24 protein-coding genes are annotated in these 22239 nt (G+C 59.7%); 12 read left to right on the top strand and 12 right to left on the bottom strand.

Going from position 1 to position 22239, the window contains the following annotated elements:
* The first annotated feature begins 74 nt into the window (after nt 1-74).
* Together cysD and cysN are read left to right on the top strand one after the other, a co-directional pair.
* The gene (gene cysD / locus G542_RS0104315) at nt 75-995 is read left to right on the top strand and encodes a sulfate adenylyltransferase subunit CysD (protein WP_027823470.1); all 921 of its coding nucleotides are present in this window, start codon (nt 75-77) and stop codon (nt 993-995) included.
* Nucleotides 995-2440: a sulfate adenylyltransferase subunit CysN gene (gene cysN / locus G542_RS0104310; RefSeq protein WP_027823469.1), complete on the top strand. Its 1446-nt coding sequence runs from the start codon at nt 995-997 to the stop codon at nt 2438-2440. Before cysD ends, cysN begins: the two co-directional genes overlap by 1 nt.
* 154 nt (nt 2441-2594) lie before the next feature.
* Here the strand turns inward: cysN and G542_RS15875 are convergent, their stop codons facing one another.
* The 8 genes from G542_RS15875 to G542_RS15870 form a co-directional block, all read right to left on the bottom strand.
* On the bottom strand, nt 2595-4157 hold the full coding sequence (locus tag G542_RS15875; protein ID WP_012697167.1) for a DEAD/DEAH box helicase: 1563 nt from the start codon (nt 4155-4157) through the stop codon (nt 2595-2597).
* Nucleotides 4158-4481: 324 nt separating this feature from the next.
* Nucleotides 4482-5255 carry a peptidylprolyl isomerase gene (locus tag G542_RS0104300; RefSeq protein WP_027823468.1) on the bottom strand — a complete coding sequence of 258 codons (774 nt, stop codon included), beginning with the start codon at nt 5253-5255 and terminating at the stop codon, nt 4482-4484.
* Nucleotides 5256-5324: 69 nt separating this feature from the next.
* Nucleotides 5325-6116, bottom strand: a complete 792-nt coding sequence (locus G542_RS0104295) for a peptidylprolyl isomerase (RefSeq protein ID WP_012697169.1) — start codon at nt 6114-6116, stop codon at nt 5325-5327.
* A 26-nt stretch (nt 6117-6142) separates the two neighbouring features.
* Complete coding sequence (locus G542_RS0104290; protein WP_012697170.1) at nt 6143-6403, bottom strand: BolA family protein; 261 nt, start codon at nt 6401-6403, stop codon at nt 6143-6145.
* Nucleotides 6400-6702: a YciI family protein gene (locus tag G542_RS0104285; protein WP_012697171.1), complete on the bottom strand. Its 303-nt coding sequence runs from the start codon at nt 6700-6702 to the stop codon at nt 6400-6402. The genes G542_RS0104290 and G542_RS0104285 overlap by 4 nt, the downstream gene beginning before the upstream one ends.
* A complete protein-coding gene (locus G542_RS0104280; RefSeq protein ID WP_012697172.1) occupies nt 6703-7239 on the bottom strand; it encodes a septation protein A in 537 nt (178 codons plus the stop codon).
* Between the two features lie 131 nt (nt 7240-7370).
* Entirely contained in the window at nt 7371-7757 is a 387-nt protein-coding gene (locus tag G542_RS0104275) for an META domain-containing protein (RefSeq protein ID WP_012697173.1), read from the bottom strand.
* A gap of 77 nt (nt 7758-7834) precedes the next feature.
* Complete coding sequence (locus G542_RS15870; RefSeq protein ID WP_012697174.1) at nt 7835-8479, bottom strand: META and DUF4377 domain-containing protein; 645 nt, start codon at nt 8477-8479, stop codon at nt 7835-7837.
* Between the two features lie 200 nt (nt 8480-8679).
* Here G542_RS15870 and G542_RS0104265 point away from each other — a divergent pair, with 200 nt between their 5' ends.
* From G542_RS0104265 to clsB, 4 genes are all read left to right on the top strand, one after another.
* Nucleotides 8680-9228, top strand: coding sequence for a PAS domain-containing protein (locus tag G542_RS0104265; RefSeq protein WP_012697176.1), 549 nt, complete (start codon nt 8680-8682; stop codon nt 9226-9228).
* 6 nt (nt 9229-9234) lie between these two features.
* Nucleotides 9235-10725 carry a methyl-accepting chemotaxis protein gene (locus tag G542_RS19435; RefSeq protein ID WP_012697177.1) on the top strand — a complete coding sequence of 497 codons (1491 nt, stop codon included), beginning with the start codon at nt 9235-9237 and terminating at the stop codon, nt 10723-10725.
* Nucleotides 10726-10787: 62 nt separating this feature from the next.
* Entirely contained in the window at nt 10788-11576 is a 789-nt protein-coding gene (locus tag G542_RS0104255; RefSeq protein ID WP_227459933.1) for an endonuclease/exonuclease/phosphatase family protein, read from the top strand.
* Nucleotides 11573-12739, top strand: coding sequence for a cardiolipin synthase ClsB (gene clsB / locus G542_RS0104250; protein WP_012697179.1), 1167 nt, complete (start codon nt 11573-11575; stop codon nt 12737-12739). Before G542_RS0104255 ends, clsB begins: the two co-directional genes overlap by 4 nt.
* 434 nt (nt 12740-13173) lie before the next feature.
* On the opposite strand, the gene G542_RS0104245 is transcribed toward clsB, so the two are convergent.
* Nucleotides 13174-14040, bottom strand: coding sequence for a YicC/YloC family endoribonuclease (locus G542_RS0104245; protein ID WP_012697180.1), 867 nt, complete (start codon nt 14038-14040; stop codon nt 13174-13176).
* 379 nt (nt 14041-14419) lie between these two features.
* On the opposite strand from G542_RS0104245, the gene rbsK reads away from it, so the two are divergent.
* From rbsK to rbsB, 5 genes are all read left to right on the top strand, one after another.
* Nucleotides 14420-15313: a ribokinase gene (gene rbsK, locus G542_RS0104240; protein ID WP_012697181.1), complete on the top strand. Its 894-nt coding sequence runs from the start codon at nt 14420-14422 to the stop codon at nt 15311-15313.
* Nucleotides 15314-15712: a D-ribose pyranase gene (gene rbsD / locus G542_RS0104235; RefSeq protein WP_269472223.1), complete on the top strand. Its 399-nt coding sequence runs from the start codon at nt 15314-15316 to the stop codon at nt 15710-15712.
* A gap of 27 nt (nt 15713-15739) precedes the next feature.
* Complete coding sequence (locus G542_RS0104230; protein ID WP_034984978.1) at nt 15740-17218, top strand: sugar ABC transporter ATP-binding protein; 1479 nt, start codon at nt 15740-15742, stop codon at nt 17216-17218.
* Nucleotides 17219-18157 (top strand): ABC transporter permease, encoded by a 939-nt coding sequence (locus G542_RS0104225; protein ID WP_012697184.1) that lies wholly within the window; start codon nt 17219-17221, stop codon nt 18155-18157.
* 82 nt (nt 18158-18239) lie between these two features.
* Nucleotides 18240-19169: a ribose ABC transporter substrate-binding protein RbsB gene (rbsB, locus tag G542_RS0104220; RefSeq protein ID WP_027823464.1), complete on the top strand. Its 930-nt coding sequence runs from the start codon at nt 18240-18242 to the stop codon at nt 19167-19169.
* Between the two features lie 64 nt (nt 19170-19233).
* On the opposite strand, the gene G542_RS17855 is transcribed toward rbsB, so the two are convergent.
* The 3 genes from G542_RS17855 to G542_RS0104205 form a co-directional block, all read right to left on the bottom strand.
* Entirely contained in the window at nt 19234-19380 is a 147-nt protein-coding gene (locus tag G542_RS17855; protein WP_012697186.1) for a DUF3149 domain-containing protein, read from the bottom strand.
* 190 nt (nt 19381-19570) lie between these two features.
* Entirely contained in the window at nt 19571-20161 is a 591-nt protein-coding gene (locus G542_RS0104210; RefSeq protein ID WP_012697187.1) for a superoxide dismutase, read from the bottom strand.
* Nucleotides 20162-20312: 151 nt separating this feature from the next.
* On the bottom strand, nt 20313-20759 hold the full coding sequence (locus tag G542_RS0104205) for a hypothetical protein (protein ID WP_012697188.1): 447 nt from the start codon (nt 20757-20759) through the stop codon (nt 20313-20315).
* A 279-nt stretch (nt 20760-21038) separates the two neighbouring features.
* Between G542_RS0104205 and G542_RS0104200 the strand changes: the two genes are divergently transcribed.
* Nucleotides 21039-21854: an alpha/beta hydrolase gene (locus tag G542_RS0104200; protein WP_027823462.1), complete on the top strand. Its 816-nt coding sequence runs from the start codon at nt 21039-21041 to the stop codon at nt 21852-21854.
* Nucleotides 21855-22239 lie beyond the last annotated feature (385 nt).

Here is a 22239-nt window from a genome sequence, read left to right as displayed (position 1 = left end):
CCGGTTTATGACTCCTGCGTTGCAGCGTGTAGATTGAATTGCATGGACATCCACACGTACGACAGGGAGCGCGCATGACCCATGCCACCGAGCCCGCAACGCTCACACACCTCAAGCGGCTGGAAGCCGAATCCATCCACATCATCCGCGAAGTGGCGGCCGAGTTTGACAATCCGGTCATGCTGTACTCGATCGGCAAGGATTCGGCAGTCATGCTGCACCTGGCCCTCAAGGCGTTTTATCCGGGCAAGCTGCCTTTTCCGTTGTTGCACGTCGATACCACGTGGAAATTCCGCGACATGATCACCTTCCGCGACCGCATGGCCGCAGAGAAGGGCTTGCGCCTGCTGGTGCATACCAACCCCGAAGGCGCGCATGGAGAGATCACGCCCTTCACCCATGGCAGCGCCCGCTACACCGACATCATGAAAACCGACGCATTGAAACAGGCACTGCGGCAATACGGGTTTGATGCAGCATTCGGTGGTGCCCGTCGTGACGAAGAAAAATCCCGCGCCAAGGAACGGGTGTATTCATTCCGTGATCCGCAGCAACGCTGGGATCCGAAAAACCAGAGGCCTGAATTGTGGAACCTCTATAACGGTCGTCACAACAAGGGTGAGTCCATCCGGGTATTCCCTCTGTCCAACTGGACCGAGCTCGACATCTGGCAGTACATCTGGCTGGAAAACATCGACATTGTCCCGCTGTACTTTTCCGCTCAGCGCCCGGTAGTGGAGCGCGACGGCATGCTGATCATGGTGGACGACGAGCGCTTCCCCCTGCGTGCCGGCGAAACTCCGGCTTTGCGTCCGGTCCGCTTCCGCACGCTGGGCTGCTATCCGCTGACCGGTGCCGTCGAGTCCAGCGCCACCACCTTGCCCGACATCATCCGCGAGATGCTGCTGACCCGCACCAGCGAACGCCAGGGACGGGCCATCGACCATGACCAGTCGGGCTCGATGGAAAAGAAAAAAATCGAGGGGTACTTCTGATGACACACCAGTCCGACCTGATTGCCAAAGACATCCACACCTATCTGGCCCGGCACGAAACCAAGGATTTGCTACGCTTCATCACCTGCGGCAGTGTCGACGATGGCAAATCCACGCTGATCGGACGCCTGCTGCATGACTCCAGGCTGATCTTTGAAGACCAGCTGGCAGCCATCGAGCGCGACAGCCAGAAGCACAACACCACTGACGAAGCAGTTGATCTGGCCTTGCTGGTCGACGGCCTTCAGGCCGAGCGGGAACAGGGTATCACCATTGACGTGGCGTACCGCTATTTCAGCACCGACACACGCAAGTTCATCATTGCCGACTGCCCGGGGCACGAACAGTACACGCGCAACATGGCCACCGGTGCCTCGACTGCCGATCTGGCCATCATCCTGATCGACGCCCGTTACGGCGTGCAGACCCAGACCCGCCGGCACAGCTTCATCGCCAGCCTGCTGGGCATCCGCCATGTCATCGTGGCCGTCAACAAGATGGATCTGCTGGAATTTGACCAGGCCGTTTTCGAGCGCATCCGGCAAGACTACCTGGCCTTCGCCAAGGCACTGGACATCCACGATATCCGTTTCGTGCCTCTCTCGGCCCTGCGCGGAGACAACGTGGTCAGTCCCAGCGAGCGCATGCCGTGGTATGACGGTCCGTCACTGATGCAACTGCTGGACAGTATCCGTCTTGATGCGGATCAGGCCTTGCAGGCATTCCGCCTGCCGGTGCAATACGTCAACCGCCCCAATCTGGATTTTCGCGGATTTTGCGGCACCATCGCCGCCGGAATCATCCGTCCGGGCGATCAGGTCACCGTACTGCCCTCCGGCCGGCAAAGCCGGGTCCGGGCCATCGTGACGACTGACGGGGAACTGCCGGTGGCTGCGACCGGGCAGGCTGTCACCCTGACGCTTGAAGACGAAATCGACATTTCCCGTGGCGACATGATCGTCAGGCACGGTGAGCCTCTGCCCTTGGTGGCAGACCGCCTGACGGTCGAACTGGTCTGGATGCACGATGCACCGTTGCAGACAGGACGGGCATACTGGGTCAAGCTGGCCGGCAAATGGCTGCCGGGACGGGTGACGGCAGTCCACCATCGAGTCAATGTCAACACGATGGAAAGGGAGGCGGCCAGTTCACTGGCCCTGAACGAAATTGCCGAAGTCACACTGGAGATCGACGCTCCGATGGCTGTCGATGCCTACCGGCAATGCCGGGCGACCGGCAGCCTGATCCTGGTGGACCGCATCAGCAATGCCACACTGGGAGCCGGCATGATCCGCAGCGCGGAACCGTCAGCAGGGATTCAATCTGAAAAGGATGCAGCCCGCCGCTGGCAGGCATTCGAGATTGAATTCAACGAACTGGTCCGGCGGCATTTCCCGCACTGGCAGGCACGGGACATGCGTGACTGGCCGGGTCTCAAGGAGTAAACAACGCCACCCGGATCGGCGGCCCTGTCGCTATCAGGTACATGGCGCCCGTGTGCAATGCCCCATGCGTTGTGCCAGGCATGGCCGGCTCAGACACAAACAAAACCGCCCGGTATCAACCGGGCGGTTTTTGCATGATCAGACGCGGAACGGATCAGTCGCCGTAGCGGCCGCCGTGGTTACGGTTGCCACCCTGACGCGGGCGGTCACCATTACGGAAGCCACCTTCACGGCTCTGGCCACCACCATGCGGACGACGGTCGTCACGCTGCTGGCCCCAGCTGTGGCCACGATCACCACGCGGGGCAAAGTCGCCGCGCGGAGCACTGCTGCGGTCATCAAAACGGCGGCCGTCACGGGCAGTGCCGCTGCGATGCGCATCACCATCCTGGCGCGGAGCAAACTGGCGGCGGTCATCACCACCTTCACGGCGCTGCTGATGACCACCAAAGCCGCCACGCGGAGCGCTGGAACGATCACCATAGCTGCGACCCTGGCCGTTGCCATGACGCGGCTTGCCGCCAAAACCGCCACGGCCACCACCACCTTCGCGACGCTCTTGCGGCTTGAAGCGGGCAATCATGCCTTCGATTTCGGTCACGATCAGCTTCTGACCGGTAAAGCGCTCGATTTTCTTGAGCGGGAAGGCATCCTGACGGCCCACCAGTGAAACGGCGGTACCGGTCGCGCCGGCCCGGCCGGTACGGCCGACACGGTGCACGTAATCTTCGGCAAAGCGCGGCAGGTCGAAGTTGATGACGTGGCTGATGCCGGCCACGTCGATGCCGCGGGCGGCCACGTCGGTAGCTACCAGCACTTCGGTCTGGCCACTGCGCAGGCGGGTCAGCGTACGGGTACGGTCGCGCTGCTGCATGTCACCATGCAGGGCGTCGGCACGAATGCCGTCCACGATCAGCTCGTCAGCCAGGGTGTCGCAGTCACGCTTGGTGGCAACAAACACGATGGCCTGCTTGACGTCCGGTTGCGACAGGATGTGACGCACCAGACGGCGCTTGTGGTCGATGTCGTCAACGAAGATGGCCTGCTGCTCGATGTTCTCGTGCTTGGCGGTCTGGGCAGCGATCTCGATCTTGGCCGGTTCGGTCAGGAGCTCGTCTGCGAAGTCCAGCACGCGACGGGTCATGGTAGCGGTAAAGAAGGCGGTCTGACGGGCCTTGGGCAGCTGGCTGGCGATTTCCATCACGTCTTCGGAGAAGCCCATGTCCAGCATGCGGTCAGCTTCGTCGAGCACCAGCATTTCGAGGCGCGAGAAGTCGATGCGGCCCGAGCGCATCTGGTCCATCAGACGGCCCGGAGTGGCGACCATGACTTCGATCGGGCGGGTCAGCATCTGGTTCTGGGTGCGGAACGAGGTACCACCAATGACGCTGGCCACGTTGACGCGCGGAATCTTGGTCGAGAATTCCTGGGCGGCCTTGGCAACCTGCTGCACCAGTTCGCGGGTCGGGGCCAGCACCAGAATGCGTGGGCCACGGCTGCGGGCCACCGGTTCGACCAAGAGGCGCGACAGGGCCGGCAGCAGGAATGCTGCGGTTTTGCCGGTCCCGGTCTGGGCCGAGGCCATCAGGTCACGGCCGGAAAGCAGGAGCGGCAGGGCTTCGGCCTGAACGGGCGTCGGCGTGGTGATGTTGTGCTGCTCGAGGGCGTGAACGAGACGGGCGTCGAGGCCGAGGGCGGCAAAAGCGTTGGTTTGCATGAATGTCCTTGTTGAATTGACTGCGGGACTCAGCCGGAGGCGGACATGCGCAATCTCTGCCAGGCGGGATGCACGGAAGCATCCAGCGATGGCTGGGCACACGGTAACCACGAAACATCGAAGACTGACCGTGGTGCCGTTTCAACAGGAAGGGAGGCGGGGCCGGATTTCGATGCAGCCTGAAGTGCCATGGGCACAGGGAATCAGGCGCTTGCTGAGTGAAGGGAGCGGACTATACGGGGTTTTTGCCTTGGGCGCAAACTGTTTCTCTGAACGGTAAAAAGACCACGGCAATTACCGTGGTCTTTTAAGCAAATCAACAGTTTACTGGACTTTGGCCTGAGCCTTGAGCCTAGCGATGTAGGCGTCAAAACGCTGACCCTGGATTTGCTGCTCAAGCTGGGCACGTACTGCATCCAGTGCCGGAAAGTCAGCTTCCTTGGTGTCCGTCAGCTGGATGATGTGCCAGCCAAACTGGCTCTTGACCGGAGTCTGGGTAATCTGGCCCTTGGCCAGCTTGGTCATGGCACCCGAAAACTCGGGGACCAGCTGCGCCGGATCGACGAAACCAAGATCACCACCATTGGCCTTGCTGCCGGTATCGATCGAATACTGGCGGGCCAGGTCTTCAAAGCGGGCACCTTTCTTGAGCTGCTCCAGTACCTTGGCGGCTTCTTCCTGCGACGGCACGAGAATGTGACGGGCACGGTATTCCTTGCGTGCCATTTGCACCTTCATGCGATCGTATTCGGCACGCACGTCGGCCTCGCTGACCGGGTGGGACTTCATGAAGTCGCGTACGTGCAGGTTGGCGAGCAGGGCCGACTGGAGGTTTTCCAGCTCGTTACGGTAGTCCGGCGACTTGTCAAGGCCCTTTTTCATGGCCTCCTGGCGCAGAAGTTCGGTCAGGACCACACGGTCGCGGGCAGCCTGGCGCAATTGCGGGCTGTCTGGCTGGCCCTGGGCCGTCATTTGCTTGACAGCGCTGTCAATGCGGGCCTGGGGAATGAAGGTGCCATTGATCTGGAGGCCCTGGGCTGCGAATGCCGGTGCGGCCAGTGAGGCAGCCAGAAGGCTTAGCGTAAGAAATTTGCGCATGTTGTATGGGTAATAGTTGGCGGAAGAAAAGCGCCGCTTGGATCGGGCGGCGCTGCAACTGATGGCTGGTTACTGGATCTTGGCTTTGCCGCGCAGGTCGTTGAGCGCCTTTTCAACAGCCGCACCCTGCATCTGGCGCGACAGCTGCGGCTTCACTTCATCAAACTGCGGCACCTTGGCATCACGCACGTTTTCCACCTTGAAAATGTGCCAGCCCAGATCGGACTTGAACGGCTGCTGGGTGTACTGGCCCTTGCCCAGCGGCTTGAGCGTATCGGCCAGCGGCTTGGCCATCACGCCCAGGTTGCCCCAGCCCATGTCGCCACCGTTTTGCTTGGCAGCCGGGTCTTTGGATTTCTGTTTGGCGATCGCCTCGAAATTACCGCCCTTCTTGAGCTGGGCAATCACGGCATTGGCTTCGGCTTCGGAGCCGACGATGATCTGGCGGGCCTGCACTTCCTTCTGTCCCGACAGGGCCGACTTGAGCTTGTCGTATTCGGCGCGCACCTGGGCATCGCTGACCGGGTTCTGCTTGGCCAGATCGTCTATCAGGGCCTGCTGCAACAGATCGTCACGCACGGCATCCATGCGTTCCTTGAACTGCGAAGTCTTGTCGAGACCACGACGGGCGCTTTCCTGCAGGATGACCTGACGGTTGATCAGCTGTTGCTTGACTTCGTTGCGCAGTTCCGGTGTGTCCTTGATGCGGCCACCGCCCGAGCGCACGATGGCGCTGACAGCGCTGTCAAGTTCGTTTTGCTGGATGGCGGTGCCGTTTACCACGGCCACCGGTGCAGCCTGGGCAATACCGGCAGTGGCGAGGGCAAAAGTCAGGGCGGTTACGGTATGACGGATACGCATGGATCAATTCTCCGGTAAATACGGCATTAACGCTCGGAAGGCGCAACGGCCTTCAGCGACAGCGCGTGAATCTGTTGGGGTATGAGGTCCGCAACAAGGGCGTTGACCAGGCGGTGTCGCTCGATCAGGCGCAATCCCTCGAAATGCGGACTGACAATGGTCAGTTCGTAATGACCTCCGCCGGTATTGCCGGCATGGTCGGCATGAAGGGCGGAATGGTCGTTGAGCATCAGTTCGCTGGCTGCGAGCGGCGCCAAGCGTTCAATGATAAGTTGGTCAAAGCTCATGCCGGAAATACTTTGCGGAACGGACGAACGTCAACCCGGGCGTATACACCAGCTGCCACATAGGGATCGGCAGCTGCCCATGCCTGTGCGTCGGCCAGACTGTCGAACTCGGCAATGATGATGCTGCCGGAAAAACCGGCTGGTCCGGGGTCCAGGCTGTCAATCGCCGGGCAGGGACCGGCCACCAGCAAGCGGCCGGCATCCTGAAGGGCGGAAAGCCGGGCCAGATGTTCCGGGCGGGCTGCCAGTCGGCTGGTGAGCGAATCCGGCTGGTCCTCGCCGGAAATGACATAAAGCATCTAGTTTTTTTCCTGGATATAGCGGGACAGCACCATGCCCTGGGCCAGCACAAAGACCAGCATCAATCCCATGCCGCCAAAGAGCTTGAAGTTGACCCAGACTGCCTCGCTGAAATTGAATGCGACAAACAGGTTCAGCGCTCCCATGAATGCAAAAAAGCCGGACCACGCAAAAGTCAGCTTTGCCCACAGGCGCTCAGGCAGTTCAATCTGCTTGCCCATCATCGCCTTGATCGGATTTTTGCGAAAGGCCAGATCGCTGATCAGGAAGCCGGCACCCAGCAGCCAGTACAGAACGGTCGGCTTCCACATGATGAAACGCTTGTCATGCAGCACAAGTGTCAGTCCACCGAGCACCAGGATCAGGGCCAGCGACACCCATTGCATGGGCTCGACCTTGCGGTGCTTGAACCAGCTGATGCCTACCTGTGCTGCCGTGCTGACGATGGCGACACCCGTGGCAAGATAGATATTGCCGGTAAGGGAATAGGCCGCGAAAAACAGGAGAACGGGCAGGAGATCGGAAAGAAATTTCATGTGCTCGATTATGCAGAGGGGAAAGGCGCGCGGCAACCTGCGTTGCAGCACAAAAGGGAGGACTGTGCGCAAACCGGCTTAGAGCCTGCTTAGCAGAGTGCAGGGCAGAGTCTGCCCTGCACCGGCAGAAGCTACATCGGAGCCCGGGTAAAAGACATGCTGGCCGTTCCGCTGGACAGGGTCATGGCATTCTGCCCCGAACGAAGAATGGCCGGGCTGGATTCAAAAAAACCGACCAGGGCATTTTCCGCTGCGGCTTCATGCGTCTGGCAGCCCAGTTCGGTGCGCATCAGGGAACCCGTAACCAGCCGGCCATCCTGCATGCCGACCGGCCCGCCGAATTTGACGCAGGGCGTGGTCGCATACAGCTGGCCGTCCAGGATCATCAGGGTCAGTCCGTCCGGCCCGCTCCATTTGCCTTGAGGCAGAGGCGAAGCCACTTGGCCACCCGGGGTTGCACAAGCCGTGACGAGCAGCGAAGTCGCTGCAGCCAGCATCAGGGAAGACAGCTTGAACATGTTTCTCTCCATGTATCAGGTTGAAACAGCCTTTAATCCTAGCCCTTCGTCATCCGGCTTGCAGCATGATGCCGTGGTTACGGATTGACGACTTCGCTTTCGATGATCTGGTCCAGTATCCAGCGGCGGTCCGGCGCATCCGCAGCCGGCTGAGCCACCGGCACTTCACGGATGCGCAGGCGATAGGCAATGCCGGGTTCTGGCTTGAACCCCTCGATTTCACCGTAGTGCAGCTCCCAGGGACGGTTTTTGTCGGTACGCACCTGCAGGCAATCCATCTTGCCCACACCCGAACAAGCACGACGTTCGGCTGCAACGTAGACAAAAATGATCTTGCCTCCCGTCACGACAGGGCGGGAACTAAAGCTCTGCTCATTCAGCCGCAATTCTCCTTCCTTCAGCGTGATGGCCGGGCGCGATTGCAGCAACTGCTTGAGGGAGTCTTCCCGCTGCATGAGCTGCGGCTCGCACATCATCATGGTACTGGCCAGACGTTCGACAACCAGATGGCCATTTTCGATCCGGGCCGGACCGAACAGCTGGTTGCAGCCTGCCGAAGCAGAAATCTGCCCGTCCTGCAATTGCAGGACGATTGGCTCAAGATTTCCGGCCGGGCGGTTTTCAACCCACTTGCCCTGAAGCGCTTCAACCGAAGAAGGCGCAGAAGCACAGGCAGCCAGGGAAGCCGTGGCGCACAAGGCCAGGAAATGTGATCTGTTCATGAAATCTCCTTAAAAATCAGCACGGAGTTCAATCGGCATGTCAACAATGCCCATAGGGTGAAAAACCATGCTGCTGTTTGCTGAATCGAATCCGGAAAAAACCGGCTCCAGTTGAAGAGCTTTGGCAAGCGTCCATGCTTTGCCCTATGCACGAGTCTTAAAGTAACATTCGCAATTATTTCTATATGGCATGCCGAAATATGTCTGCTGCTTCAGAAAAGGAAGTTATCCTGCCTGCTGATGACCTGATCATCACCAAGACAGATGGACGTGGACAAATCACGTACGCAAACCGCACATTCATGCGAATTACCGGATTTGACGAAATATCCGTATTGGGCAAGCCGCACAATATTATTCGCCACCCGGATATGCCTCGCGGAGTATTCCGGCTGATGTGGAAAACCCTGGCCAGCCAGCGCGAATTTTTTGGATTCGTCAAAAATTATACGGTGGATGGCGGATTCTACTGGGTATTTGCCAATGTGACGCCTGACATGGGGGCTGATGGCAAGCTGAAAGGTTATTTTTCGGTAAGGCGTAGCGCTCCCCGTGCCGCTGTGGAAACGATCAGCCGCCTGTACGCCGGCATGCGTGAAGTCGAAGCCCGGCACGGCAAAGCAGAAGCACCGGACAGCAGCTGCCAGTGGCTTCAAGACGAACTGTCCCGTCAGGGCGCAGAAAGCTACGAACAGTTCGTCATTGAACTGAACCGCCGCCAGCCGGCCTCCACCCTTGCCTTGTCGTAGGTTGTCATGACTTCCCAACGCCGTCCCCCGTTCCTGAATACCCAGCTGAAATTCGTACTGATCGGTTTCAACCTGCTGTTTGTCCTGATGGCCGGACTCCAGTTTGCGCTCCCCGACCTGGCGGGCTGGATCATGCTGGCCCTGCTGGTCCTGTCAGCATTCGCATCCTGGTATGTCTGGCAGCATTCGCAGCGCGCATTCAAGGTTCTCAACGTCCTGACCGAACTTCTGGGTCGCGCCTGTGCCGGAGAACTCCATCATCGCGCCACCAAGACCGCCAACCTGGGCGAAGTAGGGCGGGTGGCATGGGAGCTGAACGATTTTCTTGACCTTGTCGAAACCTACTTCAAGGAAATCAACACCTGCTTCCAGCGGGTCAGCAACAACGATTTCAGCCGTCGTCCCATCGCAGTCGGCATGCCCGGCATTCTGGCGCGCTCGATGGGCGCAGTGAACACGGCCATCAAGGCCATGGGTGAAAACGATGCCTTCGTACGCCACAACCGCCTGAGCGCCAACCTACACCGCCTGAACACCGAACACCTGCGCAGCAACCTGTTGTCAAACCAGCAGGACCTGCGTCACATCAGCGACGACATGGAGCAGGTCTCCGGCATTGCCGAAACCAATGCCGCCAGCGCCCACCAGAGCCTTGCCAATGCTGCACAGATCGGTACCCAGCTTGACAGGATCGTCAGCAGCGTCGACTCGGTCAACGGCGCAGCCGAATCCCTGCATTCAGCCTGGACCGGCATCGAAACCGCCCTGCACGACATCGCCTCGATTGCCGACCAGACCAACCTGCTGGCACTCAATGCTGCCATCGAGGCGGCCCGGGCCGGTGAAGCCGGTCGCGGTTTTGCCGTGGTGGCTGACGAGGTGCGCAAACTGGCTGAACGCAGCAAGACCACGGCCGACCAGGTCCAGCAGGTGCTGGGCACACTTTCAAGCCGCATCGGCGAAATGGTGGACAAATCTGCCGACAGCGGCCTGGCAGCCAGTGAAGTCCGCCGTTCGGTCGACACGTTCCGCAACGATTTTGAAACGCTCCGCTCCACTTCGGACGAAGTGATTGCCTGTGTCGACCGGGTGCGCGACAAGGCCATGACTTCACTGATCAAGGTCGACCACATCGTCTTCAAGCAGTCTGCCTACCATGCCCTGGGCGACCATCAGCTTTCCAGCAGCGTCGAATGGCAGTGCGACACCGGTTGTGAACTGGGTCAGTGGTATCGCGGGCCAGGCCAGGAGAGCTTCGGCAAGCAGCCGACCTATCGCGAACTGGCACCGGTGCACGAGCAGGTCCACCAGTACGCCGCACAAGCGCTGGATCTGGCTTCCGGTGGCGTGGGGCAGACGGATACGGCCGAGGCCGAGATCGTTGCCAGAATGCAGAAACTCGAACAGGCCAGCGAATCTGTCCTGGCATTGCTTGACCGCATGGTGGAAGAAAAGCACAGCAGCCGGCAGGCTGCCCGCGAGGCCACCCACGCCTGATTTGAGCCAGCGCAAGCCCAGTGCGGGCTGCCGGCTTGGACAGGAGGCAGATCACCCCCATAATGATCCGGTCAAGTACCGGGGCCGAAGCCGTGATCAAGCCGCTGCGAGTGACCTCGCTCAACATCCACAAAGGCATGAGTCCGCTTAACCGCAAGGTAAACTTGGTCGGCATTGCCAATGAACTGGAAGGGCTGGATGCCGACCTGCTTTTTTTGCAGGAAGTTCAGGGGCGGCATAGCCTGCGCGCACGCCACAAGGCCGGTTATCTGGATATTCCCCAGCATGACTACATTGCCGGCCGGCTGGACCGCCATGCCGTATACGGACTCAATGCCGGCTATGGTTACGGCCATCACGGCAACGCCATTCTCACCCGCTTTCCGATCCGCCAGTGGTGCAATCTCGACCTGTCGGTCAACCGGCTGGAAAGCCGGGGAGTCCTGCACTGCGACATCAAGTTGCCCGGCTGGCCGTGCGAAGTCACGGCCCTGTGCATTCACCTCAACCTGTTCGGACATGACCGGCGCAAGCAGATGGAGCAACTGTCACGTTATATCGAGCGGGCAGTCCCCCGGGGCAACGGCCTGATCCTCGCCGGAGACTTCAACGACTGGCGGCGACGGGCCAATCACGAATTTGCCGACGAACTGGGATTGCAGGAAGTGCATGAGGCCGTTCATGGCCGGCATGGCAAGAGCTTCCCGGCCCGTCTGCCGATCCTGACGCTTGACCGCATCTACGTGCGCGGCCTGCAGATTGTCGGCGCCGAAGTATTGCGCGGCGCCCCGTGGGCCACGCTGTCTGACCACCTGCCGCTGTCGGCTGAACTGATCCCCGAACACGCATGAGACATTTTGTCGCCGGCAACCGCGTAACCTTGCTGACGACGGGCGCCGAATTCTTCCCCGCACTCCTGGCCGACATCCAGACCGCCCGCCAGGAAATCCTGCTGGAAACCTACATTTTCCGCATCGACGTTTCTACCGAGCCCATCGTTCTGGCCCTGATTGCCGCCGCAGAACGAGGCGTCAGCGTGCGGATACTGGTCGACGGCTTTGGCTCGCGCGACTTTCCTGCCGACTGGATCGAGCGCCTGCGGGCAGCCGGAGTGGATTTCCGCTTCTTCCGGCTGGCCCGGCACTGGATCATTCCGCGCCGCAACCGTTTGCGGCGCCTGCACCGCAAGCTGGCGGTCATCGACGGACGCCAGGCTTACGCCGGCGGGATCAACCTGCACGACGATTGTGACAATGCCTTGCCCGGCTATGCTCCGCGTTACGATTACGCGGTCCGGGTAGAAGGGCCGCTGGTGGATGCGGTCAGCCTTACGATGCGCAAGCTGTGGCGACAACTGGCTGCCTTGCACGGCGACGGCTGGCCGGTATTGGCCGGGCCGCGCAGCAACCCCAGGCCTGTCGGCGTCATGGCGGCCAGACTGGTGGTACGCGACAACCTGCGCCATCGCCTGTCCATCGAAAACGAATACCTGCGTCAGTGCCATCTGGCACGCCATGAAATCCTGATCGCCAATGCCTATTTCCTGCCCGGCATCAGGCTGCGGCGCGCCATGATCCAGGCCGTTGAGCGCGGTGTCCGGGTACGCCTGTTGCTGCAAGGACGACCGGATCACCCGGTCATGCAGTGGGCCACCCGCAGCCTGTACGGACAGTTCTTGCGGGCCGGCATCGAAATCCACGAATACCGGGCCGGACACATGCACGCCAAAGTTGCCGTAGTCGACACCCGCTGGGCTACGGTAGGCTCCAGCAACATCGACCCTTTCAGCCTTGGCCTGGCTCGCGAGGCCAATGTGGTGGTGGACCACTACCCGTTTGCCCGCGAATTGCAGTCGAGCATCCTCAAGCGGCTCCGGGAGGACAGCCTGCGCATCCTGCCCCAGATGGTGGTCCGGGCACGCTGGTGGGAAAAATGGATTGCATGGACCTGCTATGGCATTGCGCGCTTTGCAATCAACCTGGCCGGTCTGGGCGAGTATTACAGCAAGGAATGACCTTCAGTCACCAGAGGGTGCCAACAGTATTGGCTTTGTGGTTTCGTTTGCGCTTTTTACAGCCTGCAAATGACATGAGACCTGCTTGGCGATACGTGATGAATGTGCATTGAACACTTGCTGCCCGGCAAGCCCACAGACAAGTGCCGTCGATAACCGTCTGTTTGTGGAGACTGTGCTCTGGAGTGTCCGTCCGGACATGATTTGCCCCGTGAATTTGGCAATGGGTCTTCGGTCCATGTCCGCTTTTCCCGACGGGCAACCCATGGTGTCTGGCACCGAATGACTGAAGACATGCAGGTTCAGGCTGATCAGGAAGAATCCTTCATTTGATCCGGTTCATGGCTGTCGCCCCTGAGTGAATCCGGACGAACACACGAACCAAAAGGCCCCTCGCAGGAGAGGGGCCTTGCTGTCCGGATGCCGGCAAAGCGTTATTCCAGATTCTGGATCTGTTCCCGCATCTGTTCGATCAGCACCTTCAGCTCAACCGAAGCCTGTGTCGTGGCCGGAGATACCGATTTCGACCCCAGGGTATTGGCTTCCCGGTTCAGCTCCTGCATCAGGAAATCAAGCCGCTTGCCAACGATGCCCCCGCGTTCGACCACCCGGCGTACTTCGCTGACGTGAGTGGACAAGCGCTCCAGCTCTTCATCGATATCGACTTTCTGGGCAAACAGGGCAAATTCCTGCTTGATCCGGTCCTCGTCAACACTGCCCAGCGCCTCGCGCAGACGGCTGCCGAGCTTTTCGCGCCACGCGGCCAGCACTTCCGGCATGTGCGGCCGGACGCGGGCAACGATGGCTTCGATCTGCTGCAAGCGGTCCAGCAATACCTGCGCCAGTTTTTCGCCTTCACGGGCACGGGTGGCATTGAAATCGGCCAGCAGGGCCGGCAGGGCATCCAGCACGCGCTGCTGCATGGCTTCCGGGCTGATGCCGTCACCGACCAGCATGCCGGGCCAGCGCAAAAGCTCCCCCGTCGACAGGTCCTTGGTACCGGGAACCCGGGCCTTCAGTGTGCCGACCACGGCCAGCAGGCGCTCCAGCAGTTCGGCATTGAGCTCAAGGCTGGGGACAGCAGAACCGGTCTGGTTGATGCTGATCCGGCATTCGACCTTGCCACGACCGATGCGGGCCGCAATCTGTTCACGCAGTTGTGGATCAAGGATGCGAAGCTCTTCCGGCAGGCGCAGCTGCAAGTCCAGAAAACGGTGGTTGACGGCGCGAAGTTCCAGCGTGAGCTGGCCGCCGGGAATGTCGCAGATGGCTGCGGCGAATCCGGTCATGCTGAGGATCATGAGTTTCTCCTGAAAACAATCGTGACCGACAGCCGGCTGTTACGTATTACCGGTATACGGCTGTCTTGCGCTGGACTATACCACCCGAGGCCATCGCTCACCGGGATGGTGGTTTCATATATGTTAATTTTCTTATTTTTATGCGACACTACTTTCGTAAATGCGACGTTTGCACTTGAGTCTGCGACGTGTCGTAACGAAAATCCGACCGTTTCCTGTTCTGTGCACTGCAGGACGCAAGCTCAGTCATCCAGAGTGACAGCGCCGGCGTAGCCGGCGTTCGTATTTTCTGGCGTACTGATCTATCAACAAATTCGGAATGTCACGATGCGGGCGCAGGCAGGTCACTTGTCGCCCGCTTGGTTTTTGTGGGGGCTACATGCCTAAAATCGTTGTGGTCGGCAGCATCAACATGGATCTGGTGGTGCTGACTTCCCGCTATCCCGAAATCGGCGAAACCCTGACGGGTGAAGGTTTCATGACCTTTGCCGGTGGCAAGGGAGCCAATCAGGCTGTAGCGGCCTCCCGTCTGGGGAGTTCGGTCGTCATGCTGGGCTGTGTCGGCAACGATGCCTTCGGGCGCGAGCTGTCAGCCAGGCTGCTGAACGAAGGCGTCGATACCGCCTGGGTGGATGTCATCGAAGAAGTGGAAACCGGTGTTGCAGCCATTACCGTTGCCGGCGGCGACAATGCCATCGTCGTCATTCCGGGGGCCAATCATCGCCTGTCGGAAGCGCATGTCCAAGCAGCCGAACGGGTCATCCGTGATGCCGACGTCGTGCTCTCGCAGCTCGAGGTTCCCATGCCGACAGTGCTGGCGGCCGCGCGCATGGCCAGGAAACACGGCAAGCCGTTCATCCTCAATCCGGCTCCGGCCCAGAAACTGCCGGGTGAACTGCTGGACCTCGTGACCCTGATTACGCCCAACGAATTCGAGCTGGCCACCGCACTGGGCTGCAAGGGCGCGGACTACACCGAACTCCTCGACTTCCTGCCCGGACGCGTGGCCATGACCCGTGGCGCGCACGGTGCTTTTTATTCGTGCAGCAGCGGCACCCTCCATCACCAGCCGAGCTTTGCCGTGGAAGTCGTGGATACCACCGGTGCCGGCGATACCTTCAATGCGGCACTGGCTACGTTCTGGCATCTGGGGCTGGCAGAAGCCATCCGCCGTGCCTGCGCTGCCGCGGCCCTGTCCGTGACCCGCCTGGGCGCGCAGGGCGGCATGCCCACCTTGTCCGAGCTGGACGATTTTCTTGCCCGACAGGCCTGAATGATGAAAAAAAACGGAATCCTCAATGCCCCGCTGTCGCGGGTGATCGCCGAACTGGGCCATACCGATTACATCGTGATCGCTGACTGCGGCCTGCCCATTCCGCCTGGTGTCGAGCGCATCGACCTGGCACTCAAGCCGGGCCTGCCTGCGTTTCTGGACACACTGGAGCTGGTACTGGCCGACATGCAGGTCGAGCGGGCGGTTTTTGCCAATGAAATCAGCCAGCACAACCCGGTGATCGAGCATGCCGCCACATCCATGCTGGACGGCAAGCCCATCGGGCATGTGCCGCACGCCGAATTCAAACAGCTCAGCCGCGGTGCCCGGGCCGTCGTCCGGACCGGCGAAGCATCACCGTATGCAAACGTGATCCTGTACTCCGGCGTGATCTTCTGAGGAGCCTGAGTGGACACGCTTGTTGAAATGCAGGGGATCTGCAAGTCGTTCGGACCGGTATCGGTCCTGCGCGACGTGTCGTTCTGCCTCAAGGCCGGAGAAATCCACGCCCTGATGGGAGAGAACGGTGCCGGCAAATCCACCCTGATGAAAGTCCTGACCGGCATTTATCCGTCAGATGCCGGAGAGATCCGGGTGCAGGGCCGGAGTGTCGACATCCGCGGCCCCAAACATGCAGAAATGCTGGGCATTGCCATCATTCACCAGGAACTCAACCTGATTCCCGAACTGAGTGTGGCTGACAACATGTTCCTCGGGCGCGAGCTGACCATCGGCCGCACCGGCATCCTGCGCCACCGCGAAATGCGCCGGTGGACCCGGGAATACCTCGCACGCCTGAACGTGCTGGACATCGACCCGGACTGTGAAGCCGGCAGCCTGTCGATCGGGCAGCAGCAAATGGTGGAAATCGCCCGCGCACTGTCACTGGATGCCCGGGTGCTGATCATGGACGAGCCGACAGCCGCCCTCACCGAGCGTGAAATCGAAGCCCTGTTCCGGCTGATACGCGAACTGCGGGCCGCCGGAGTCGGCATCGTGTATGTCTCGCACCGCATGGAAGAAATCTTTGCCCTGTGCGACCAGATTTCCGTGCTGCGTGACGGCAACTTCGTCGGGACTTCCCGGATTGCCGAAACCGATCTGGACGAAGTGGTCCAGATGATGGTCGGTCGTGAAATCGGCGAGCGCTTTCCCAAGCGGACGACCCGGCCGGGCGAGGAACGCCTGCGGGTGGAAAACCTGGCCGACAGCCGTGCCGTCATCAAGGACATCGGCTTCAGCGTGCGAGCCGGAGAAGTGCTGGGCATTGCCGGCCTGATGGGCTCGGGACGGACGGAAATCGTCAAGACCCTGTTCGGACTCGAGAAAAAAGCCAGTGGCCGGGTGTTCCTGAACGGCAAGCCGCTGACCATCAGCAAACCTGCCGACGCCATCAGCGCCGGCATTGGCTTCGTCACCGAAGACCGCAAGCATGAAGGTCTGGTGCTGGGGCTGTCGGTACGGGAAAACATGACCCTGACCCATTTGCAGGGCTTTTCGCGTGCCGGCGTGATCGTTTCCGGCCGCGAGCGCGGGTTTGTCGACGGTATGATCGGCCGCCTGAAAATCCGTACCCGCGACTGCGACCTTGAAGTCAAGTCGCTGTCCGGCGGCAACCAGCAAAAAGTGGTGCTGGCCAAATGGCTGGCCATCAAGCCGCGCGTGCTGATCCTGGACGAGCCGACCCGCGGCGTCGACATCGGCGGCAAGGCCGAGATCTATCACATCATCAACCAACTCGCCTGTGACGGCGTGGCCGTCATCATGATTTCCTCGGAACTGCCGGAGGTGCTGTCGATGTCCGACCGCATCCTCGTCATGCATGAGGGCCGGATTGCGGCTGAAGTGGATGCAGCCACCGCAACCCAGGAATCCATCATGCACGCCGCCACCGGAGGATGCTAAGTGCTCACCGAACACAACAAGAACGTATTGCAAAAACTGGCGCCGCTGATTGCGCTGGTCCTGATCAGCATTGTGCTGACTTTCCTGTCTCCGGACTTCCTGACGCTCAACAACATCCTGAACGTCATGCGCCAGGTTTCGATCAACGCCCTGATCGCCTTTGGCATGACCTTCGTGATCCTGACCGGGGGCATTGACCTGTCGGTCGGCTCCATCCTGGCGCTTTCCAGCGTGCTGATTGCCGGCTGGATCACCGCCGGCATGGATCCGGTGCTGGCCACCCTGCTGGGCATCGGTGTCGGTGGCGTGATGGGGCTGATCAACGGCGTGGTGATCTACCAGGGGCGGGTCGCTCCGTTCATTGCCACGCTGGCGACCATGACCATTTTCCGCGGACTGGCACTGGTCGTGACCGATGGCCGTCCGGTCACCGGCTTGCACAGTGACTTTTTCTCCATGCTCGGCGGGGGATACGTGGCCTCGCTGGTCCCGGTGCCGGTGATATGGATGCTGGTGGCGTTTGCCGTGCTGTGGTTCGTGCTGCGCAAGACCACGTTCGGGCGCCATGTGTACGCCATTGGCGGCAATGAAGAAGCCAGCCTGATCTCCGGCGTGCGCGTCAGCCAGATCAAGCCCGCAGTCTATGCCCTGTCGGGTGCCCTGTCGGCCATGGCCGGGGTGATCCTGACCTCCCGCCTGAATTCGGCCCAGCCCAATGCCGGTTCAGGCTACGAGCTGGATGCCATCGCTGCCGTCGTACTCGGCGGAACTTCGCTCGCCGGCGGCCGCGGCTGGATTGTCGGCACGCTGATCGGCGCCTTGCTGATCGGGGTGCTCAACAACGGCCTGAACCTGCTGGGTGTGTCGTCGTTCTACCAGCAGGTCATCAAGGGCGCAGTCATCCTGCTGGCAGTCCTGCTGGACCGCCGCCACAAGTAAGCGCGCGTTTTTTTCACCTGCCGGCAGGCTTGATCCCGCTCCTGCCGGTGGTTTTACTCCTGCACATGCCTAGGAAGAAGCAATGAGCAAACTGATGAAATCCCTGATGGCCGGCGCGTTGGTATTCGCGGTGGCGGCCTGCTCCAAGCAGGGTCCGGAAACCGCCCAGGCACCGGACGCCGGAACGGATGGCGGCAAGCCGGCCATTGGTCTGGCCGTTTCCACGCAGTCCAACCCGTTCTTTGTCACGCTCAAGAAGGGTGCAGAGGAAGAAGCCCAGAAGCAGGGGCTGACCCTGATTACGGTGGATGCCCAGGACGATCCGGCCAAGCAGATTGCCAGCATCGAAGACCTGATCCAGAAAAAGGTGAAAGTCATCCTGGTCAACCCGACCGATTCTGATGCCGTGGTGGGTGCAGTGAAGGCGGCCAACACAGCCGGAATCCCGGTGGTGACGCTTGACCGCTCGGTCAACGGTGGCGAGGTAGCCAGCCATGTGGCCAGCGATAACGTCGCGGGCGGCAAGATGGCTGCGGAATACCTGCTGGAAAAGATTGGCAACCAGGGTGATGTGGTGGAGCTGGAAGGCATTCCGGGGGCCAGTGCAGCACGCGAGCGTGGCCAGGGCTTCCATGACGTGATCGACCAGGCCAAGGACGTGAAGGTTGTGGGTCGCCAGCCGGCGGACTTCGACCGTGCCAAGGGACTGTCGGTGATGGAAAACATCCTGCAAGCCAACAAGAACGTCAAGGGTGTGTTTGCCCACAATGACGAAATGGCGCTGGGTGCTGTTCAGGCTCTGGAAGCGGCCGGCATGAAGGACGTGACGGTGGTGGGCTTTGATGCGACGGATGATGCGGTCAATGCGGTCAAGGCCGGCAAGATGAGCGCCACAGTGGCACAAAAGCCGAAACTGATCGGCAAGACGGCAGTGGATGCCGCCAAAAAGATCATCGACGGTCAACCGGTGGACAAATCCCTGCCGGTTCCGCTTGATCTGGTCAAGCAATGACAAACCGCTGAAAAGCAAAACCCGCAGCTCAGGCTGCGGGTTTTTTCATGCTTACGCCAGTGTTTCAGTGTTTGGCGGTCTGACACGGATCTTCATGTGATTTGCGCATGAAGTAACGGACACAGTAGATCGGGACGATAAATGCAATTGCGATCACGATCAGGCTCATGATGCCGACTTCCGAACTGAGCAATTCTTTCCAGAGTTCCATCTACGTGCTCCTTAGCAATAGTCAAGAATCCGTAAAGGCATTGTCATTTCGATTGATGGCGATTGGCTTGACGATAATCAAGCCAATCGTCATGAGACAATCTTGAAGCTGTTTAATTGCATTATTCCCACAAAATCAACAAGAAAAAAGGAGGCCAAAGCCTCCTTGTTGATTTTTGGTCCGGTCTGGATCAGGCAGCAAAACGCTCGGCAACCACGTTCCAGTCGACAAGCTTCCAGAAGTTTTCCAGATAGTTCGGGCGGCTGTTGCGATAGTCGATGTAATAGGCGTGTTCCCACACGTCACAGGTCAGCAACGGCGTTGCATCGGTTGTCAGCGGCGTAGCTGCATTGCTGGTGGAAACCAGATCCAGCGAGCCGTCGGCCTTCTTTACCAGCCAGGCCCAGCCAGAGCCGAAAGTGCCGGCAGCAACGGCGTTGAAGGCTTTCTTGAACTCTTCAAGGCTGCCCCACTTGGCATCGATGGCACTGGCCAGGGCGCCCGACGGCAAACGCGCTTCGCCACTGGCATTCGGTGCAAACCCGAACCAGAAGAAGGTGTGGTTCCAGGTCTGGGCTGCGTTGTTGAACACACCGCCGCTGGACTGCTTGACGATGGTTTCAAGCGGGGCGTTTTCGAATTCGGTGCCCTTGATCAGGTTGTTGAGGTTGGTGATATAGGTCTGGTGATGCTTGCCGTAGTGGTATTCCAGCGTTTCACGCGACATGAACGGAACCAGTGCATCAAGGGCGTACGGCAGTTCGGGCAGTTTGTGTTCCATGTAAGGATTCCTCTCGTATGGTGATTGCATAAGGACTGCAAGACTCGCATTGCCTCGATATTTCAGCAGCCCGGCAAGGCGCAAGTTTATCGAATCTCAACGGGCATGCCAATTCCGAGTAATTTAGTCGGAATTCAGACCGCAACAGGATTTATCGCCGTTCTCCCAGCAGGCCGGCAAAGAGACCGCAATACAGGATCTGCACCAGGTAAACAAAAACCCCCCCGCGCTGGCTTCCGAAAAAATCCGGGACTCCGGCCAATGGCAGCAACACCATGCCGATCAGCGTTCCCAGCAACAAGGCATACACCAGCGCCCGGGCATGAAGCGAACCGGGAACCAGCCGCTCGATGATCCAGACAAATCCCAGGGGCAGCACGACCAGCGCCAGAGCCAGATGCACCACGGTACCTGCCAGACTGGCCGGCGGCAGGCCCAGCAGACGGTTTACCAGCAGGGCAGGGCGGACGACATGCCCGATCACCAGCGGGGCTGCAAATCGCAAAAGCAGTTCCAGCACCAGTGTCGCCACAATGGCTCCGGCAATGCCGCGCCAGAATCGTGGCAAAGGGACAGAAGAAGAAACCTCAGAAGTCATGGCAGTGAGCGCTTTGCCTTGAAAGCCGTACAAGGATTTGGACAGGCAGGAACATGGACAGGTTTGCCGTGCTTTTGCCGGGCACCACAGTGCCACCACTATAGGCAATCGACTGCATGTTGAAGCGTACTTGTTGAAGGCGAAACACTATATGGCTTGCCTTTTCAGCGACATATCGAATACACCGGGCACACGTCTTTTCTCCGGAAAAAATGTCACTTGTAAACAAAACCGGATCAACCATACTGATCGCATTGTTGTTGGTCTTGAGTATGCATAATGGCTTTTTCGCAGCCGGCTGTTTTACTGGTTCATGGACTGGGCGGGACGACGTACGACTTGGGAGCGCTAGGCAAAACGCTGGAAAATGCCGGTTTTGTCACCCACTCTCCACTCCTGCCAGGGCATGGCAGCTTGCCCGCTGATTTGCTCAGGACTCACTGGCAGGACTGGGTTGAAGCCATCCGCCTCAGCTACCGCGAACTCAAGGCCAGGCATGGCGCAGTACATCTGGCCGGCGTGTGTCTGGGAGGATTGGTGGCACTCGAAGTCGCCCGGCTGGAGAAGCACGATGGCCGCCTGGCCCTCTATGCTCCTCCCATGTTTCTGGATGGCTGGAGCCTGCCGCGACTGACCTGGGCGCGGCATATCGTCTACCGCATTCCCGGGCTGGCCAGGCGCATGCGCGTACCGGAAAACGAGCCGTTCGGCATCAAGAACCCTCGTTTGCGCAAGATCATCCAGCAGCGTTTCGAGCGCGGAGATGGGTTCCATTACGCATATGTACCGCTGGCCTGTATTCGCGAAGTAGACCGCTTGCGTCGGCATCTCAGGCAAAGACTGGCTGAAATCTGCTGTCCGACACTGATCGTGCATGCAGATGAAGATGACATTACCAGTCCTCGCTCGGCGCATTACCTGATGAACCGGCTGGGTGGCTCGGTGGAGTTCATGCCGCTCACCGACAGTTACCACATGATCATGGTCGATAACGAACGCAATAAGGTGCTGGCACGCAGCCGGAGCTTTTTTGGTTCGAGCTGTAATCCGGCAATACCGGACCAGCCCTCCCCGGAAATGCGGGTTGCTGCGTAAAGACCTCTGGTACGACCGGCAGAAGAGAAGAATGACTCTCCGAGCCAAGAACCGGGTGTTAAGTCATGCCTTGTCAGGCAGCAAGCACCGTCAAAACCAGGGCATCGCTCTCAACTCCTTCCCCCTGCTGAAACGGTGTGCTACGACCGTGATGACCCATCCTCCGTCAGACAAACGATATGGGTTCTGTTTGTTGACTATAAACAAGGCTTCTTAATCAGTTTGTTTCTGAGTGCCTATACTCCTTGGCAGACCTGACGCACTTCATGTCCAAAATGGCACGAATACGAACACCATTGGCATGACCGGCATCATCTTCTTGAACAGAAAAGATTTTGCAGGCAGCCAATCATCACGCCTGGACAGTACGGACGCACTCCATTCA

Origin of the sequence: Laribacter hongkongensis DSM 14985 (assembly GCF_000423285.1) — a bacterium.
Taxonomy (GTDB): Bacteria; Pseudomonadota; Gammaproteobacteria; order Burkholderiales; family Aquaspirillaceae; genus Laribacter; species Laribacter hongkongensis.
This window is presented reverse-complemented; position numbering and strand designations above follow the sequence as displayed.